Origin of the sequence: Catenuloplanes sp. NPDC051500, assembly GCF_044454585.1 — a bacterium.
Lineage (GTDB): Bacteria > Actinomycetota > Actinomycetes > Mycobacteriales > Micromonosporaceae > Catenuloplanes.
This window is the reverse complement of the sequence record NZ_JBITDX010000026.1, coordinates 102,974-119,112: the sequence shown is the minus strand read 5'-3', so window position 1 is coordinate 119,112 and position 16,139 is coordinate 102,974. Positions and strand designations below refer to the sequence as shown.

The window sequence follows — 16,139 nt, the reverse complement described above, 5'->3', positions numbered from 1 at the left end:
CACCGACCACACGACAATCACCGAGATCGCCGCCTAACATCATGACCAGCGGAAACGCGATGATCGCCTCTTACACCACGCCGCTGGACGTGACCTTGCCGCGAATCAGACCGTCACTGACGGACTCCTCGCAGGCGAAACACGATCGTTCCCGCTGCTGCACCACTGGCGGGTACTGCCCGGCCGCCCGCCAGTGGCGGTAGAGCACCGCGACCTCGATGCCGTCGTCGCCCAGTTCGGTGCCAGCGCCTGCTGCCGCCGGGCCGGCCGGTGGGCGAAAGGCGGGCCCGATGGAAACCGGGCCCGCCTTTCGTTGTCTCACCTGGTCGGGATCAACGGAGGAGGGTCAACAGACCCGGCCGGTACGGCAGGAGGCCGTAGTCGCCGCCCGAGTTCGTGGCGCGGCCCTGGTACAGCAGTTGCAGGTTGCACGGGTCGATCGTGTTCGTCTGATCCGCGCTGGTGCGTAGCAGCTCGCCGTGGCTGATGTCGTTGGTCCAGGTGGCACCGCTGTTGACCTTGCCCGCGAACGGGTTGTTGTAGGTGGCCGCGTTCGGCGTCCAGGTGCCGCCCAGGCTGGTCGCCGTGAACGAGCGGAAGTAGCGCTCCCAGGAGCTGGTCCTGGCCTCGACGATCATCAGGTACTGCTCACGGCCCTGCACCTTGTAGACCTGCGGCGCCTCGAACAGGTTCTCCGAGGTGTCGCTCATGATGGTCGTGTAGCTGGAGCCGAAGCTGCCCGGGAAGTTCCCGATCGGCATGATCTGGCGGTAAATCTTGCCGTTGTCGCCGGCGAAGAACAGGTACATGTTCTGGCTGTCACCGATGATCGTCTGGTCGATGACGCCGGTGCTGGAGCCGGTGATCGACGCGGTCGACAGCGTCTGCGCGGCCGACCAGCCGTTGGCGTTGGCCGGGTTGGTCGACGTGCGGTACGAGAATGCCGTCGGACCCCACTGGTGGGCGAGGACCCAGATGTTCTTCGGTGCGAAGTAGAACAGTGACGGCGCGACAGTGCCCTGGTTCATGGTGTTCTGGCTGGCCGAGCCGAGCTGGTTGAGGTTGTCGACGAGACTGAAGTTCATCGAGCCCCAGCCGCCGGTGGCGCTGCTGCTGTGCGTGGTGGCGTACACCAGCTGCTTGCCCTGGTAGGGGGCGATGGTGAAGTCCTTGAGCGACGCCCAGCCGGACTTCGGCTGCGCCAGCGGGCCGGTCGACGACCAGCGGTAGGTGGTGGGCAGCGCGCAGGAGGCCGGCGGACTCGACGGCGGCGGCGAGGTCGGAGGCTGCGAAGTCGGAGGCGGTGAGGTCGGGGGCTGCGAAGTCGGCGGCTGCGAAGTCGGGGTGACCGGCGGGGTGGGGGTGGTCGGCTGCCCGGTGCACGCCACGCCGTTGAGGGCGAAGTCGGACGGGATCGGGTTGCTGTCGTTCGACGAGCCGTTGAAGCCGAACGAGACCTCGCCGTTCGTGTCGATGGAGCCGTTGTAGCTGACGTTCTTGGCCGTCACGGAGGAACCGTTCTGGGTCAGCGAGGTGTTCCACGACTGGGTCACAGTCTGCCCGGCACTGTATGTCCAGGTCAGCGTCCAGCTGCTCAGCGCGTCGCCGAGGTTCCTGATGGATACGTTGGCGCCGAATCCACCCTGCCACTGCGAGGCGATGGTGTAGTTGACCGAACAGCCCGCCGCGGCGGCACTGGCCGGCATCGTCACCACGAGCGCAGCCGATCCGAGCAGCGCAGTACCGGCCGAGGCCAGAGCGGCATTCATTCGTCTTGATCTGTTCACGAGTTCTCTCCTCAGCGGAGGTGGGGCTCTCAGAGCCGAGTAGACCGCGTGTTAGCGCTCACATCGCGTTACTCGCATGTTACGTTAGATTTAGATGTATCGATAGATGGGCTCGCGAACACCCGACGTGACGCCGGCGCTGAGCTTCGCGCCCGGCCGTCGACAGATGAGTGCGATCCGGTCGCATGGTGCCGGCTGTGTCGCCGAGCCGAACGTGGGCCGGAGGCCTGCCGCCCATCGCCACTACGGCCCGGCGGAAAGTCCCGTCGACGCCGGCACTTCCCGGCCGGAGATCCGAGGGGTCAGCCCCAGATCTCCGCCGCGGTTTCGGCGATCAGCCGGAGTTTGGCGACCTCCTGGTCGTAGCTGAGCACGTTGCCCTCGACCGTTGAGGAGAAGCCGCACTGCGGGGAGAGGCACATCTGGTCGAGCGGGACGTACGTGGCGGCCTCGTCGATGCGGCGCTTGAGGGTGTCCTTGGATTCGAGGACGCCCTTCTTCGTGGTGACCAGGCCGAGGACGACCATCTTGCCGGGCGGGACGAAACGAAGCGGGGCGAAACTGCCCGAGCGCTCGTCGTCGAACTCCAGGAAGAAGCCGTCCACGGCCAGCTCGCTGAAGAGCGCTTCGGCGACGAAGTCGTAGCCGCCCTCGGCAGCCCAGGAGGAGCGGAAGTTGCCGCGGCACATGTGGGTGGTGACGGCCAGGCCGGCGGGACGGTCGGCGATCGCGGCGTTGATCTGGCGGATGTAGCGCAGGTGCTGGTGCTCGGCGTCGTCGCCGCGTTCGTTGAGCAGCTGCCGCTGAGCGGGGTCGTTCAGGTAGGCGAGGCTGGTGTCGTCGAGCTGCAGGTAACGGCAGCCCAGGCCGGCGACGCGGCGGACCTGTTCGGCGTAGGCGGCACTGAGGTCGGCCCAGAACCGCTCCTCGTCGGGGTAGACCTTCGGGTCGATGGCCGCGCGGCCGCCCCGGTAGTGGACCATGCTTGGCGACGGGATGGTCAGCTTGGCGGTGACGTCGTCATCCACCTCGTTCGCCAGGAAGGTGAAGTCGTCGCCGAAGATCGTCTCGGTGAGCCGGACCGGGGCGTCGATCGCCAGCGCCGCCGACTCGAAATCGAGCTCGCCCTGCTCGTTGCGGAAATGCACCTCGATCTTCTCATCGGTCTGACGAATGCCCCCTAGACGATAGATAAAGTCCATGTGCCACGAGGTCCGCCGGAACTCTCCGTCGGTGGCCGAGCGCAGACCCACGTCGCGCTGCATGCGGATCACGTCGCGGATGGCCTCGTCCTCGATCGCGCGCAGCTCCTCGGCGCTGATCTCGCCGGCGGCCTTCTGCCCGCGCGCTTCGCGCAGACGGGCTGGGCGGAGCAGGCTGCCGACGTGGTCGGCACGGAACGGCGGGGTGTCACGCAGCGTCATCGTTAATCCCTTCCACGGAATTTATCGTGCTCGATACGCTACCGCTCGCGGGCGGATCAGGCGATGAGCGCCCGCGCCGGCCCGGGTGGTGGGCTCACCGCCGCGGGCGCTGAGCGCAACGCAGCTCTTCGCGCACGCTCCTACGTGGACGGGCGCCGGGTGGGTCAATTGCCGACCCGGTGGGCGGTCCTCGATGTGTGGCCCCGCCTCCCTTCCGCAAAGCCCGTCGAAGCTGGGCAAGATCCACAGGAAATGACCGGCGGTACGCGACAGCGCGGCCCGTTCCGTGGCGGACTGCGGAATCCGGCCTGGAACACCGATACAGTGCTTCTCGTAAAGCGCTTCAAGGGAGTGCGGAGCGCCGGATGAGCATGAAGCGAGGCGGGTCGTGGCGGCCGATCATCGAGTCACCATCTATGAGGTCGCCGACCGCGCCCGGGTGAGCATCTCCACGGTGTCGAACGTGATGAACAAGCCGGACAGGGTCAGTCCGGCCACTCGCCAGCGGGTCCTTGCGGCCGCCGATGAGCTGGGGTTCGTGCCGAAGATACAGGCGGTCAGTCTGGCGCGGCGGGGCACCGGCCGGATCGGGGTGATGGCTCCGTTCTCCTCCTACGGGTCGTACCTGCGCCGGTTGTCGGGTGTGTTGACCGCGGCGAGCGAGCTTGAACTCGATGTGATGGTCTTCGACCACGAGTCGGCCGCGCTGGCGTCCTCGCCGGTCCTTGCCAGTATGCCGATCCACGGCCGGCTGGACGGGCTGATCGTGATGGGTCTGCCGATCGAGGATGCCATCGCCGAGCGGTTGCGGGAGCGGAGTCTGCCGACGGTGGCGGTCGATGCCGACAGTGAGTTGTTCAGCCGGGTGGTGATCGACGACCACGCGGGGGGACGGCTGGCCGCCTCACTGCTGCGGGACCGGGGCCATCGCCGGATCGGGTACCTGCTGGAGCGGCAGGTCTCGGAGTACGAGTCGCAGGCGATCAAGCGGCTGTCCGGGTTCCGGGAGGTCATCGAGGCGGCCGGTGGTGAGGTGGTCGTGGCGACAAGCGACAACTCGGTGCCCGATGCGCGGCGAACGGCGGGGCCGCTGCTCGATGCGGTGGATCGGCCGACGGCTGTCATGGCGCACCATGACGCGCTCGCCGTCGGGGTCCTGCTGGCGGTGCGTGACCGTGGCCTGCGTACGCCGGAGGACGTGGCGGTGATGGGGTTCGACGACGGGGACATGGCGACGGCCGCCGATCTGACGACCGTGCGCCAGCCCTTCGAGGAGTCCGGCAGTGCCGCGCTCGGTGTGCTGCTCGGGCACATGGACGGGTCGGATCTGCGCTCGACGACGGTGTTGGACGTGCGTCTGGTGGAGCGTTCCACCACCTGATCCCGGATTGTCGGGCCCGCTCGCCTGAGCTGCGGTGGAGCGTAATAAAAGTGCTTTAATGGAAACACTTGACTTGCTTCTGGCGATGAGGTTTCGTGCTTGTAACGCGACCTCCGGCGATGCCCACGCGAAGCGTCTTCAGGTCGCCCGCTCCACACGATCTCCGCCACTCCGCTGCCGGTGGTGCGTCTCGCTGCCGGACATTCTTCGCAATTCTGGAGGCCTCAGATGGCTCACGGACTCGACAGGCGGCCGCTTCGTGCCGCTCTCACCATCGCCGCGCTCACCGCGACCGCCGCGTGCAGCGCGCCCGGCAGCAACACCGGCACGACCGGCCCGGACGCCGGCGCGGCACCCGCCACCGCCGCGACCTGCGGCACCGGGCCGGTGACCCTGAAGGCCTATTTCGAGACCGGCTTCCCGCTGCCCAGGAGCCTCTCCGACGAGTTCACCAAGCAGTACCCGAACGTCACCTGGGACATCCGGGAGGACCAGTTCGCGGTGATCACCCAGAACGCGCCGCGGGTGCTGGCCGACGACCCGCCGGACCTGATGCGGCTGCCCCAGGTGTCCGAGCTGGTCAAGGACGGGCTGCTGAAGAACCTCGACGGGTACGCCCAGACGTCCGGCTGGGACACGTGGCCGGCCTCGCAGCTGCAGCAGATGCGGGTCGGTGCGAACGGGGAGCGCGGCGAGGGCCCGCTCTACGCCATGGGCCTCAACTTCAGCATGACCGGCCTGTTCTACAACAAGAAGCTGGCCGCGCAGATCGGCATGACGCAGCCGCCGGCCACGCTCGCGGAGCTCGACACCGTGCTGCAGAAGGCGAAGGACGCCGGGATCATGCCGATCAACCAGTTCAACGGCGGCGCCACCGGCGGACTCGCGTTCCCGCTGCAGAACCTGATGGCCGCGTACGGCGAGGCCGGCCCGATCAACGACTGGATCTTCCAGAAGTCCGGCGCCACCATCAACACGCCGGCAAACCTGCAGGCCACCCAGCACCTGGAGCGGTGGATCAAGGCCGGCTACTTCGCCGACGACATCAACTCCCAGGACTACGCGGCGATGATGAGCCGGTTCATCGGGGGCCAGAGCCTGTTCATCTTCAACGGGGACTGGGAGTCCGGCAATCTCGACAAGCAGATGGCGGGCAACGCCGGCTTCCTGCTGATGCCGCCGGCGCAGGCGGGTGGCAAGCGGGCCGCGATGTCGGCGCCGCTGACGTTCGGCATCGGCAGCAAGGCGAAGAACGCCGACTGTGCCGCGTTCTTCCTCAACTGGACCGCCACCAACGAGAAGGCGCGGGACATCTCGGTGACTGTCGGTGGTTCGCACCCGATGGGTCCCGCGGACGCCTACATGCCCGCCGTCCAGGAGGGCACAGTCACCGCGAGCACGCTCGCCGCCGGCGCGACGATCGGCACGGACAACGGGGCGATGGACTTCATCGCCAACGCAACGGGCGCCATCTACGCCAAGAGCTGGACACCGGAGCTGCAGAAGCTCGTCGCCGGTCAGCAGAACCCGGACGGGCTGCTCTCGACGGTGCAGAAGGACTACGAGAGCCAGGTCAAGAACTGATGTCCGCACCGACCACGGGGCGGCGTGTGCACCGCGCGCGCCGCCCCCGGACGGCCTGGCTCGGCTGGCTGTTCGCGTTACCGGCGCTCCTGATGTACGGCACGTTCGTCCTCCGCCCGCTGGCGCTGACCGTGCAGTACTCGCTGTACGACTGGAACGGCATCGGCGCGTCGACCTGGGTGGGGCTCGACAACTACCGGCGGCTGGTGACCGACTCGGAGCTGTTCGCCACGATCCTGCACGCCTTCGAACTCATTCTGTTCTTCAGCGGGATCCCGGTGCTGCTGGGCCTGTTCGTGGCAGCCGCCATCCGCAACATCGCGGCGAGCCGGCTGGCCGCGGTGGCCCGCACCGTGCTGTTCCTGCCCCAGGTGATCCCGCTTGTCGCGGCCGGCATCATGTGGAGCTGGCTGCTCTCCACAAACGGCCTGGTCAACGAGCTACTGACCGCCGTCGGGCTGGACAGCCTCACCCGCGCCTGGCTCGGTGACTTCGACACCGCGTTGCCCGCGGTCGGCGTGATCGGCGCGTGGGTCCTCGTCGGCCTGTGCACGCTGCTGCTGCTCGCCGGGATGAGCAAGATCGATCCGGCGCTCTACGAGGCCGCCCGGCTGGACGGCGCCGGCCCGGTCAGGGAGTTCGTCTCGATCACGCTTCCCAGCCTGCGCCAGGAGATCGGCGTGTGCGTCACGGTCACCGTGATCGCCGCGCTCGCCAGCTTCGACATCGTCTACATCTCCACCCAGGGCGGGCCCGGCAACTCCACGATGGTCCCCGGCCTGGAGATCTACTATCTCGCCTTCTCCGAGCGCGAGGTCGGGATGGCGTCCGCGCTGGCCGTCGCGCTTGTGCTCCTCGTCCTCGCCGTCGTCCTGCCCCTTCAGCGCCTCACCCGGGACGGAACCCGATGATCGTCAACCGTCGCGAAACAGTGATCGGGCGGATCCTGCTCGTCCTCCTGATGGCGATCACCGTCGTCCCGTTCATCAGTCTCTTCGTCACCGCGCTGCACCCGGCCGGCACCTACCCCTCCGGGCTCTCCTGGCCGGAGGAGCCGCAGTGGGGGAACTTCGCCGACGCGTTCGCGTCCGCGAACATGGGCCGGCTGCTGCTGTCCAGCGGCCTCATCGTGCTCGGCGTCGTACCGGCCTCGCTGCTGTTCGGCACCATGGCCGGTTTCGCCTTCGGGCATCTGCGGATGCCCGGCCACCGCCTCGGCTTCCTGCTCTTCCTGCTCGGCCTGACCCTTCCGTTCGAGGGGATCATCACGCCGCTGTACTACCAGATCCGCGACATGGGCCTGCTCAACACCCGCTGGGCGATCATCCTGCCGCTCATCGGGCTGTTCATGCCCTTCTCGGTGATCTGGATGCGCGCCCACTTCATCACCATGCCGGCCGATCTGTCCGAGGCCGCCCGGATGGACGGCGCCGGCACCTGGCAGCTGTTCCGGCGCATCCACGTACCGCTTGCCATGCCCGCGTTGTCATCGCTGGCCATCCTGCTGTTCCTCTGGACCTGGAACCAGTTCCTGCTGGCCATCGTGCTGGTCGACGACCCCGCCAAGCGGACCATGGCTGGCGCGCTCGGCGCCTTCCAGGGGCAGTGGGGCACCGACATCCCGCTGCTGTGTGCCGGGGCGCTGCTGATCCTCGTACCCACACTCGTCATCTTCGTCATCTTCCAGCGCCGGTTCGTCACGGCGCTGCTGCAGGGTTCGATCAAGGGCTGAGACATGACCACACCACCGCCCGGGTACGCCGCCCGGCGCAACACATCCCCCGCAGTGGCAGCGACGGCGCGCCCGGCCCGGCCTGCCCGCCGCCTCGCCGCCGGAATCACCGTGCGGTGGCAGGCATGACCGCAGATCTGAGCACCGACGAGGAACGCCGCCGGTTCCTGCGCTACACCCGAACCCGCTCGTGGCCGATGCTCGGGCGCTTCCCGGTCAGCGACGACCTGCACGACGCGCTGCTCGCCCAGATGCTGGCCGGCGCGCCGGAGACCGTCCGGTCCCTGCTCGACTCCCTGCGCGCGCAGACCCGGGCCACCGCCGCGCGGATGCTCACCGACGAGCGGTACCGGCACGCCGTCGCCACTCTGCCGTTCCGGGCCGGGGACCGGATCGTCGCCGTCGGAGACTCGATCACCGCCGACCGGCTCGGCTGGTTCGACCTGCTCGCCGCCTCGGTCGAGCTCGCGGGCGCGCCGCAGGCCGGCCTGGTCAACCTCAGCGTCAGCGGCAACACCACGGCCGACGCGCTGGAACGATTCGATCTGCTTGAAGCGGCACAGCCGACCCGGGTGCTGCTGATGCTCGGTACCAACGACGCGCGGGCGCACGGCCGTACCCGCCACCACCGGATGGTCACGCCACCGGAGACCGAGCGCAACGTGCGCGCGCTCATCGACCTGATCACCCACGACCTGCACGCCCCGGTCACTGTCATCACGCCCCCGGCGGTCGACCAGGACCGGATAGACGCCTTCTTCACCGGCGCACCGCTGCACTGGCGCGCCGACGCCGTGGCCGAGGTGGCTGCGGCCGTCCGGAAGGCGGCGCCGGACGCCATCGACCTGCACGAGAGCCTCGACGTCCGGGGCGGGCACGATCTACTCGAGGACGACGGCGTCCATCCGACCCCGGCCGGGCAGCGGATCATTCTCACCCACGTGGTCGACCAGCTGAGGTCGGCGCCGGAGTAGAGAACCCACGATCGCTATTGCACCCCGTCGATCAGGGCGCGCGCCCACACCGGCCACCGCAGGTCAGGAACATCAATGCCGCCGCCGGCACCGGCCGGTGTGGTGAGGCCGGTGCCAACGAGCGTTGTTACCCGTGCGCGGCCGCCAGGACCGGTGCCGGGGCCGGGGCGGTCGTCGGGCGGGACGGCCACCACGTCCACCGGCCGAGCAGGGTGAGCAGCGCGGGCAGCACGAACGCCCGGATGATCAGCGCGTCGATCAGGACCGCGGTGGAGAGGCCCACGCCGAGCTGCTTGAACTCGATGCCGTGACCGAGCACGAAGACGCTGAAGACCGAGACCATGATGACGGCCGCGCTTGTCACGGTGCCTGCTGAGCCGGTGATGCCGCGGGCCACGGCCTCCCGGGTGGGTACGCCGTCCGCGACCAGTTCGCGGATGCGGGTGAGCACGAAGACGTGGTAGTCCATGGACAGGCCGGAGAGCACGGCGAACGCGAAGAGCGGCACGAACGTCACGATGGCGCCGCCGCCGACGGTCTGGAAGACGAGCGTGATCACGCCGAACGCGGCGCCGACCGAGATCAGGTTGCTGACCGCTGTGACGAGTGCCAGCACGAGTGAGCGGAACGCGACCACGATGACCGCGGCGGTGGCCAGCACGATGAACGCCATCACCCAGGGCAGCGCGCGGGACAGGTTGTCGCCGTAATCGGCGGAGAGCGCGGTGTCGCCGCCGACCGCCCACTCGGCGTCCAGGCCACGAAGCGTGTCCGGGAGTCGTTTACGCAGGTCGGAGAGTTCCTGGCGGGCCTGGGTGGATTCGGAGTCGACGTCGGAGGAGACGATCAGTTCGTGCACGCGCCGGTCGTCGGAGGTGCGCAGTTCGCCGCCGATCGTGCGCAGCCGGTCCGCGACCTCGGGGGCGGACGCGGCGGGGGCGGACACGACGACGATGTGGCTGGACTGGTCGTCCGGGAAGGCGTCGATCATGCGGTGCAGCGCGGCCACGGCGGGGATGCCGCGTGGGAGGTCGTCGACGTCGGGGTTGCGCAGGGTCATGCCGAGCGCGGGGGTGGCGAGGGCGAGCATGGCCAGCACGGAGGCGGCAAGCGTCCAGCCGGGGCGGCGGAGCGCGGGGCGCAGCAGGGCGGGCCAGAGGCGGGGCGGCCGTCCCGATCCGGACGGGTCGAAGCCGGCAGAGTCGGCGCCTCCGGACGAGACCACAGGGCGTGACCTACCGAAGAGGACAGACCGCCGCTCCATCCGCCGTCCCAGGACCATGAGCAGTGCCGGGAGCACCGTCAGCGACCCGAGCATCGCCACCGCCACGACAAGCGCTGAACACGCCGCGAGCGAGGAGAACGTCACGTCACCCACCAGGAACAGCCCGAGCATCGCGATGATCACCGCGATACCGGAGATCAGCACCGAGTGCCCTGACGTCTCCACAGCGATCCGCACCGCCTCGGCGTGCCCGGCAGCTCGCGACTCCCGGTACCGCTTGACGTAGAACAGCGAGTAGTCGACCCCGACGGCCATCCCCATCAGCAGCACCATCGCCGACGTCGTCCCGGTGCTCGGGATCAGCTGCGACACCAGCGCGGACAGGCCGAACGCCGCCGCGACCGCGGACAGGCCGAGCAGCACCGGCACCCCGGCCGCGAGCAGCGCGCCGAACACCACGAGCAGGATGACGAGCGTCATCGGCAGGCTTACCAGCGCCGCCACGTCGAGGTCCGATGCGCTCTGCTCGGCCAGCCCGGCGCTCACCGACACACTGCCGGTCTGTTCCACGCGCAGCCCGGGGAAGTCCGCCGCGACCGCGTCCGTGGCCGCCCGCAACGGCTCCAGCCGCAGGTCGGCGGTGTCCGGATCACCGCTCATCACGACCGGAAGCAGGACGGCGTCCTGTCCGTCCGCCGTGGCCGCGACCCCGACCTGCGCCACCTCGGCCAGCCCGCCGAGCCGCCACGCCGCGTCGGCCGCGGCCGCCCGGGCCGCGTCCAGGTCGAGCGTGCCGTTCCGGGCGGTGATCAGGACGCTCTCGGTCGCGGCGCCGGCGAGCCCGGCGTCGCGAAGCATGACCGCGGCGCGTCCGGCCTCGCCGACCGCGGTCTCCGCGCCTGTCGCGACGCGGGTGGGCACTGTGGCGCCGATGGCGAGGCAGGCGGCGACGAAGGCGAGCCACAGCGCGACGGCGGTCCAGGGACGGCGCGTGCTCCACTGTGCGATCTGTTGTGTTCTCACGGGTTCCAGCCTCGCGGCCGTACCGTGGCGGGTCCTCACTCCGCAAGGCCTTTCCCCTCCCCCGGCGGAGGGAGATCCGTCTCCCGCAGCGGCGTGACGATTCGGGCGAACCGGGCTGCCTATCGTCTGTCATCCCCATTCGCCGAGTTCGAAGGAACACGCCATGAAGAGGTACGTCATCCTCGCCGCCGCACTTGCCCTCGCCGGATGCGCCGGGCCGCCCGCGGCCGAGAAGGCCGAGAACCGGCCGGTGAACGCGGTCTCCGCCGAGACGCTCGCCGCGCTGGCCGACTGCCCGGAGTTGACCCAGCTGCCGACCGCACGCTGTGGCCTGATCACCGTGCCGCGGGACCGGACGCGTCCCGGGGCCGGCACGCTCGACGTCGGGTTCGCGCTGGTCCCGCACACGGACACGTCGCAGCCGGGCCTGGGCACGATCGTGCCGAACCCGGGCGGGCCCGGCTCGTCGACGATCGACGCGACCGGCGACCGTTTCGCGGCCGCGCTGACGCCGCTGCTTGACCGGCACGACCTGCTGCTGATCGACGCGCGTGGGGTGGGCAGGTCGACCGCGCTGTCCTGCCCGGCGCTTGACGGGCCGGAGCGCGCGTTCGCACCGCTCGCCCGGCAGCGGGAGATGATCGGCGAGTGCGGCGCGCAGCTCGGTGACCGGGTGGCCGACTACGCGACGAACGCGGTCGCCGACGACATCGACGCGGTCCGCGCCACGCTCGGCCTGGACCGGCTCGACCTGCTCGGTGTCTCCTACGGCACCTACCTGATGCCGGCCTACGCGCACCGGTTCCCGCAGCACACCAGGACCGTGACGATGGCCGGCGCCTATGCGGTCAACGAGGACCCGACCGGCGCGGTCGGAGCCGCCGCGTTCCGCCGGGCCGTGGGGCTGGTCTGTGAGCGGTCCGGCGAGTGCGACGGCGCCACAGTGCTTGACGATCTGGCCGCGCTCGCGCAGCGGCTGCGGACCCGGCCGGAGACGCTCGAGGTCGACGGGCACCGGGTGGCGCTCGACGAGTGGCAGTTCACCTCGGTGGCGGGCCGGCTCTACTCAAGCGCCCCGGACACGGCGAAGCAGTTGTCGCTCGCGGCCGCGGCCGCGGCGGCCGGCGACGGCGATCTGGGCCCGGTCCGGGAGCTGGTCACGGCGAGCCTGCGTGCGGAGGCGGAGATCTACTCGTACGGTCCGTTCGTGCTGTCCGACGCGCAGAGCTGGGCCACCACCTGCCACGACTATCTGCGCGACTTCGACTATGCGGACCCGGTCGCGACGCGCACCGCGGATTACCAGGCGATGGTGGCCGCGCTGCCGGACGCGGACTTCGCGCCGTTCTCCGCGGAGTCCTGGGTGACCAGGTCGAACTATGACACCGGCGCGTGCCTGAACTGGCCGGCGGACCCCACGGCCGGGTCGCCGTTCGCCCCGGGCGCGGCGCTGCCTGACGTACCCGTGCTGGTGCTCAGTGGTGATCTTGATGCGAACACCCCGAGTGACTCCGGCCGGGCCGCTGCGGCACAATTCCCGCAGGCGACATTCGCCGAGATCGCCGGGGCCGGGCACACGCCCGCAAGCACGCCGGAAGGCGCCGACGCGATCGTCCGGTTCATCGCCGAGCACCGCTGAGGCCGCCATGCGTGACGACACACCCGCCCTGCGCCGCCAGTCGCTGCTGATCGCGCTCGGCTGCGTGATCGGCGACGGCGCGCCGTTCCTGCTGCACGCCGCGAACGCGCCCCAGCATCCGGGTGTCTGGGTGGCCGGCGCGCTGATAGTCGCGGCCGATCTGACGCTGGCGCTGCCGGCGCGCACGGCCGGGCCGGTCGCGGTGCTGCACGCGGCGGTCCGGGTCGGCGTGATGCTGCTGCTTGCCGCGGCGACCGGCGAGCGGGACAACGGCATCGGCAACGCGACCGGGCTGGTCGTGGCCGGTTACCGGGCCGGTGCGTGGCTGCGCGGCCCGCGCTCCTACGCCACGCTCGCGGTGCTCGTCGTAGGCCTGTTCGTCACGCAAGGGCTGCAGGGATTCGCCGCGACCGCGCCGAACATCCTGCTCACGTTCACCAACACGGTCATGCCCTGGCTTCTCGGCCGGCACACCACAGGGCTCGCCGGGCACATCGACGAGGTCCGGCGCCGTGCCGGGGAGCAGCGGCGGTCCGCCGAGGCCGCGATGGAGGCGGAACGGACCGCGATCGCCCGGGACCTGCACGACACGATCTCGCACCACGTGAGCGCGGTCGGCATGCACGCGTCCGCGGCCCGGCTGGCGATCGGCGCGGGCACGGCGACGCGCGAGAAGGGGTCGCTGGACGGGCGGATCGCCGGCTCGCTGGAGCAGGTCGAGACGTCAAGCCGGGCCGCGCTGTCCGACCTGCGGCGGGTGCTCGACCTGCTGCACGGCAACGAGTCCGACGGCGTGGCGCAGCCGGGCCTCGGCGCGCTCGACGAACTCGTGGAGCGCGCCGGCCTGGACGTGCGCCTGCGCCAGACCGGCCTGGCGCCGCAACGCCTGCCGGACTCGCTCAACCTCGCCGCGTACCGGATCATCCAGGAGATCGTGACAAATGCGCTGCGGCACGGCGACGGCGGCCTGGACCTTGAGGTGGTCCAGACCGCGTCCGAACTGCGCATCACGGGCGTCAATGCGATAAACCAACGATCAAGCGTGGGTACGGGACGAGGGCTGGACGGCATCCGCCACCGGGCCGGCATGTTCGGCGGTACCGTGCACACCGGCCCGGACCCCTCCGGCGCCTGGCGGATCGCGCTCACCCTCCCGCTCCAGGAGACCCGATGACCATCCGCGTACTGCTCGCCGACGACCACGAGTTCTACCGCTCCGGGTTCCGCAGCGCGCTGGAGACCCAGCCGGACCTGGAGTGCGTGGCAGACGTCGGCGACGGTGTGGAGGCCGTCCGCGAGATCGAGCGGCTGCGCCCGGACGTGGCAGTCCTCGACGTGCGCATGCCGCGGATGGACGGGCTGGCCGCGGCCGAGGCCGTCCTGTCCGGCGGTGGCGGGTGCAAGATCGTGCTGCTGACCACGTACGACGAGGACGGCTACGTCTACCGGGCGCTGCAGGCCGGCGCCAGCGGCTTCTGCCTCAAGAGCATGCCCACCGACGAGCTGCTCGGCGCGATCCGGGTCGCGGCCCGCGGCGACGCGCTGATCGACCCGTCAGTCACCCGCCGCCTGGTGTCCCGTTTCAGCGCCGGCCTGGCGCCGCCCACGTCGTCGGCGCCGCCCGCCGACCTCGCCCGGCTCACCGTGCGCGAGCGGGAGATCCTGCTCGAGATCGCGCGCGGCCGCTCCAACGCGGAGATCGCCGGCCGCCTGTACGTCGGCGAGCAGACCGTCAAGACGCACGTCTCCCACGTGCTGACCAAGCTCGGGCTGCGCGACCGGATCCAGGCCGTGATCTACGCGTACGAGCACGGGTTGCTGTGACGCCGCAGGTGCGGTGGTTGTGGGCGGCGTACGCGGTCAGCGCCTACGGGTCCGCGCTCGGGTTCGGCGCGTTCCCGCTGATCGCTCTGCTGGTGCTTGACGCCGGCCCGGCCCAGGTGTCCGCGCTTGCGGCGGTGGGCCCGGCCGTGGGCGCGCTGATCGCGGTGCCGCTCGGCCCGTGGGTGGAGTTCCGCCGCAAGCGCCCGGTGATGATCGCGATGGACCTGGTGCGTTTCGCCGCGATGATGACGGTCCCGGTGGCGTACGCGCTCGGCCTGCTCGGCTTCACCCAGCTACTGATCGTCTCGGTGGTGGTGGCGGCCGCGAAGATCGCCTTCAACGCTGCCAGCGGCGCGCATCTCAAGGCGCTTGTCGCGCCGGCCGGCCTACTTGCCGCGAACGCACGCTTCGAGTCGACCACGTGGAGCGCGATCGCGGTCGGCCCACCGCTTGGCGGCGCCGCGATCGGCCTGTTCGGGCCGGTCGTCACAGTGATCGCGGACGCGTGCAGCTATCTGCTCTCCGCGCTCGGCATCGCCGCCATCCGCGGCCACGAGCAACCCCCACAACGCACGCAGCGGGTACGGGCCGGCGAACTGCTCGACGGCTGGCGGCACATCCTCGGCCATCGCGGGCTCCGGTCGCTCTACCTCAACCAGCTGCTCGTCAACGGCCTGATCATGTGCACCGAGCCGTTGCTGGCCGTGCTCATGCTCCGCGACCTCGGCTTCGCGCCCTGGCAGTACGGGCTCGCGTTCGCGCTCCCCTGCCTCGGCGGGCTGATCGGCTCACGGCTCGCCCGCCGGGTGGTCACCCGCTACGGGCAGCACCGGGTTCTGCGCGTGGTCGGCACGCTGCGGGCGGTCTGGCTGATCGGCCTCGCGTTCGTGCAGCCGGGCGTGGCCGGGCTGGTCACGGTCATCGCCATCGAATTCGCGATCATCGTCAGCATGAGCCTGTACAACCCGGTCTTGGCCACGTACCGGCTGGAGAACACGCCGGACCACCGCGTCACGCGTACGCTGACCGCCTGGTCGATCAGCAGCGGCCTGTCGATCGCGGTGCTGAGCGGGCTCGCGGGCCTGCTCGCCGCCGCGGTCGGCGCCCGCCCGGCGATCATTGTCGCCGGCCTGCTGATCCTCGCGACCCCGCTGCTGCTGCCCCGCCGTGCCACGCCACGCGCGCCGGGCGGGGACCGGACTCAGGACGGGGACCGGACCCAGAACGGGGACCAGACTCAGGGCGGGGACCAGACTCAGGGCGGGGACCAGACTCAGGGCGGGGACCAGACTCAGGGCGTCGCCCGGCAGCGGGCCGCGTCACCCGCACCCGGCGGCGGCGACCCGTCCCGGACCGTAGACCAGGATCAGGCCACGGGCCGGGACGAAGCAGCAGGCCGCGACGAAGCGGCGGGCCCGGACAAAGCAGCAGGCCCGGACAAAGCAGCAGGCCCGGATCAGGCCGCTGCCGCAGGAGGGCCGGCGCACCGCGAACCTGCTGGCGGCGCTGCCGCGCCGGCGGGAGCCGGCACGGCGTAGCGGGCGGC

Annotated in this window: 13 protein-coding genes; 9 read left to right on the top strand and 4 right to left on the bottom strand. The window is 70.4% G+C overall.

Annotated features, from left to right (window positions below; translation table 11 throughout):
- Positions 1–70: 70 nt before the first annotated feature.
- The 3 genes from ACIA8K_RS35675 to ACIA8K_RS35665 all read right to left on the bottom strand — a co-directional run bounded on the left by ACIA8K_RS35675 (position 71) and on the right by ACIA8K_RS35665 (position 3,211).
- Positions 71–322: a hypothetical protein gene (locus ACIA8K_RS35675; protein ID WP_396067545.1), complete on the bottom strand. Its 252-nt coding sequence runs from the start codon at positions 320–322 to the stop codon at positions 71–73.
- Between the two features lie 10 nt (positions 323–332).
- Positions 333–1,769: a non-reducing end alpha-L-arabinofuranosidase family hydrolase gene (locus ACIA8K_RS35670; RefSeq protein WP_396067544.1), complete on the bottom strand. Its 1,437-nt coding sequence runs from the start codon at positions 1,767–1,769 to the stop codon at positions 333–335.
- A 320-nt stretch (positions 1,770–2,089) separates the two neighbouring features.
- Positions 2,090–3,211 carry a 5-methyltetrahydropteroyltriglutamate--homocysteine S-methyltransferase gene (locus tag ACIA8K_RS35665; RefSeq protein ID WP_396067542.1) on the bottom strand — a complete coding sequence of 374 codons (1,122 nt, stop codon included), beginning with the start codon at positions 3,209–3,211 and terminating at the stop codon, positions 2,090–2,092.
- 388 nt (positions 3,212–3,599) lie between these two features.
- Here ACIA8K_RS35665 and ACIA8K_RS35660 point away from each other — a divergent pair, with 388 nt between their 5' ends.
- The 5 genes from ACIA8K_RS35660 to ACIA8K_RS35640 all read left to right on the top strand — a co-directional run bounded on the left by ACIA8K_RS35660 (position 3,600) and on the right by ACIA8K_RS35640 (position 8,882).
- Positions 3,600–4,592, top strand: a complete 993-nt coding sequence (locus ACIA8K_RS35660) for a LacI family DNA-binding transcriptional regulator (protein WP_396067540.1) — start codon at positions 3,600–3,602, stop codon at positions 4,590–4,592.
- 228 nt (positions 4,593–4,820) lie between these two features.
- Complete coding sequence (locus ACIA8K_RS35655; RefSeq protein ID WP_396067538.1) at positions 4,821–6,176, top strand: ABC transporter substrate-binding protein; 1,356 nt, start codon at positions 4,821–4,823, stop codon at positions 6,174–6,176.
- Complete coding sequence (locus tag ACIA8K_RS35650) at positions 6,176–7,087, top strand: carbohydrate ABC transporter permease (protein WP_396067536.1); 912 nt, start codon at positions 6,176–6,178, stop codon at positions 7,085–7,087. Before ACIA8K_RS35655 ends, ACIA8K_RS35650 begins: the two co-directional genes overlap by 1 nt.
- A complete protein-coding gene (locus tag ACIA8K_RS35645) occupies positions 7,084–7,908 on the top strand; it encodes a carbohydrate ABC transporter permease (RefSeq protein ID WP_396067534.1) in 825 nt (274 codons plus the stop codon). The genes ACIA8K_RS35650 and ACIA8K_RS35645 overlap by 4 nt, the downstream gene beginning before the upstream one ends.
- Positions 7,909–8,033: 125 nt before the next feature.
- Positions 8,034–8,882, top strand: a complete 849-nt coding sequence (locus ACIA8K_RS35640) for an SGNH/GDSL hydrolase family protein (protein WP_396067532.1) — start codon at positions 8,034–8,036, stop codon at positions 8,880–8,882.
- 127 nt (positions 8,883–9,009) lie between these two features.
- On the opposite strand, the gene ACIA8K_RS35635 is transcribed toward ACIA8K_RS35640, so the two are convergent.
- On the bottom strand, positions 9,010–11,130 hold the full coding sequence (locus ACIA8K_RS35635) for an MMPL family transporter (protein ID WP_396067530.1): 2,121 nt from the start codon (positions 11,128–11,130) through the stop codon (positions 9,010–9,012).
- Positions 11,131–11,293: 163 nt separating this feature from the next.
- Between ACIA8K_RS35635 and ACIA8K_RS35630 the strand changes: the two genes are divergently transcribed.
- From ACIA8K_RS35630 to ACIA8K_RS35615, 4 genes are read left to right on the top strand one after another with little or no spacing between them, the layout of a single operon-like run.
- Entirely contained in the window at positions 11,294–12,769 is a 1,476-nt protein-coding gene (locus ACIA8K_RS35630; protein WP_396067528.1) for an alpha/beta hydrolase, read from the top strand.
- 7 nt (positions 12,770–12,776) lie between these two features.
- The gene (locus tag ACIA8K_RS35625; RefSeq protein WP_396067526.1) at positions 12,777–13,943 is read left to right on the top strand and encodes a sensor histidine kinase; all 1,167 of its coding nucleotides are present in this window, start codon (positions 12,777–12,779) and stop codon (positions 13,941–13,943) included.
- On the top strand, positions 13,940–14,593 hold the full coding sequence (locus ACIA8K_RS35620) for a response regulator (RefSeq protein WP_396067524.1): 654 nt from the start codon (positions 13,940–13,942) through the stop codon (positions 14,591–14,593). Before ACIA8K_RS35625 ends, ACIA8K_RS35620 begins: the two co-directional genes overlap by 4 nt.
- Complete coding sequence (locus ACIA8K_RS35615; RefSeq protein ID WP_396067522.1) at positions 14,590–16,131, top strand: MFS transporter; 1,542 nt, start codon at positions 14,590–14,592, stop codon at positions 16,129–16,131. The genes ACIA8K_RS35620 and ACIA8K_RS35615 overlap by 4 nt, the downstream gene beginning before the upstream one ends.
- Positions 16,132–16,139: the final 8 nt, after the last annotated feature.

Coding starts and splice junctions, on each gene's coding strand:
- ACIA8K_RS35630 (WP_396067528.1), top strand. CDS start 11,294: ATGAAGAGGTACGTCATCCTCGCCGCCGCACTTGCCCTCGCCGGATGC.
- ACIA8K_RS35665 (WP_396067542.1), bottom strand. CDS start 3,211: ATGACGCTGCGTGACACCCCGCCGTTCCGTGCCGACCACGTCGGCAGC.
- ACIA8K_RS35645 (WP_396067534.1), top strand. CDS start 7,084: ATGATCGTCAACCGTCGCGAAACAGTGATCGGGCGGATCCTGCTCGTC.
- ACIA8K_RS35625 (WP_396067526.1), top strand. CDS start 12,777: ATGCGTGACGACACACCCGCCCTGCGCCGCCAGTCGCTGCTGATCGCG.
- ACIA8K_RS35655 (WP_396067538.1), top strand. CDS start 4,821: ATGGCTCACGGACTCGACAGGCGGCCGCTTCGTGCCGCTCTCACCATC.
- ACIA8K_RS35670 (WP_396067544.1), bottom strand. CDS start 1,769: ATGAATGCCGCTCTGGCCTCGGCCGGTACTGCGCTGCTCGGATCGGCT.
- ACIA8K_RS35640 (WP_396067532.1), top strand. CDS start 8,034: ATGACCGCAGATCTGAGCACCGACGAGGAACGCCGCCGGTTCCTGCGC.
- ACIA8K_RS35650 (WP_396067536.1), top strand. CDS start 6,176: ATGTCCGCACCGACCACGGGGCGGCGTGTGCACCGCGCGCGCCGCCCC.
- ACIA8K_RS35620 (WP_396067524.1), top strand. CDS start 13,940: ATGACCATCCGCGTACTGCTCGCCGACGACCACGAGTTCTACCGCTCC.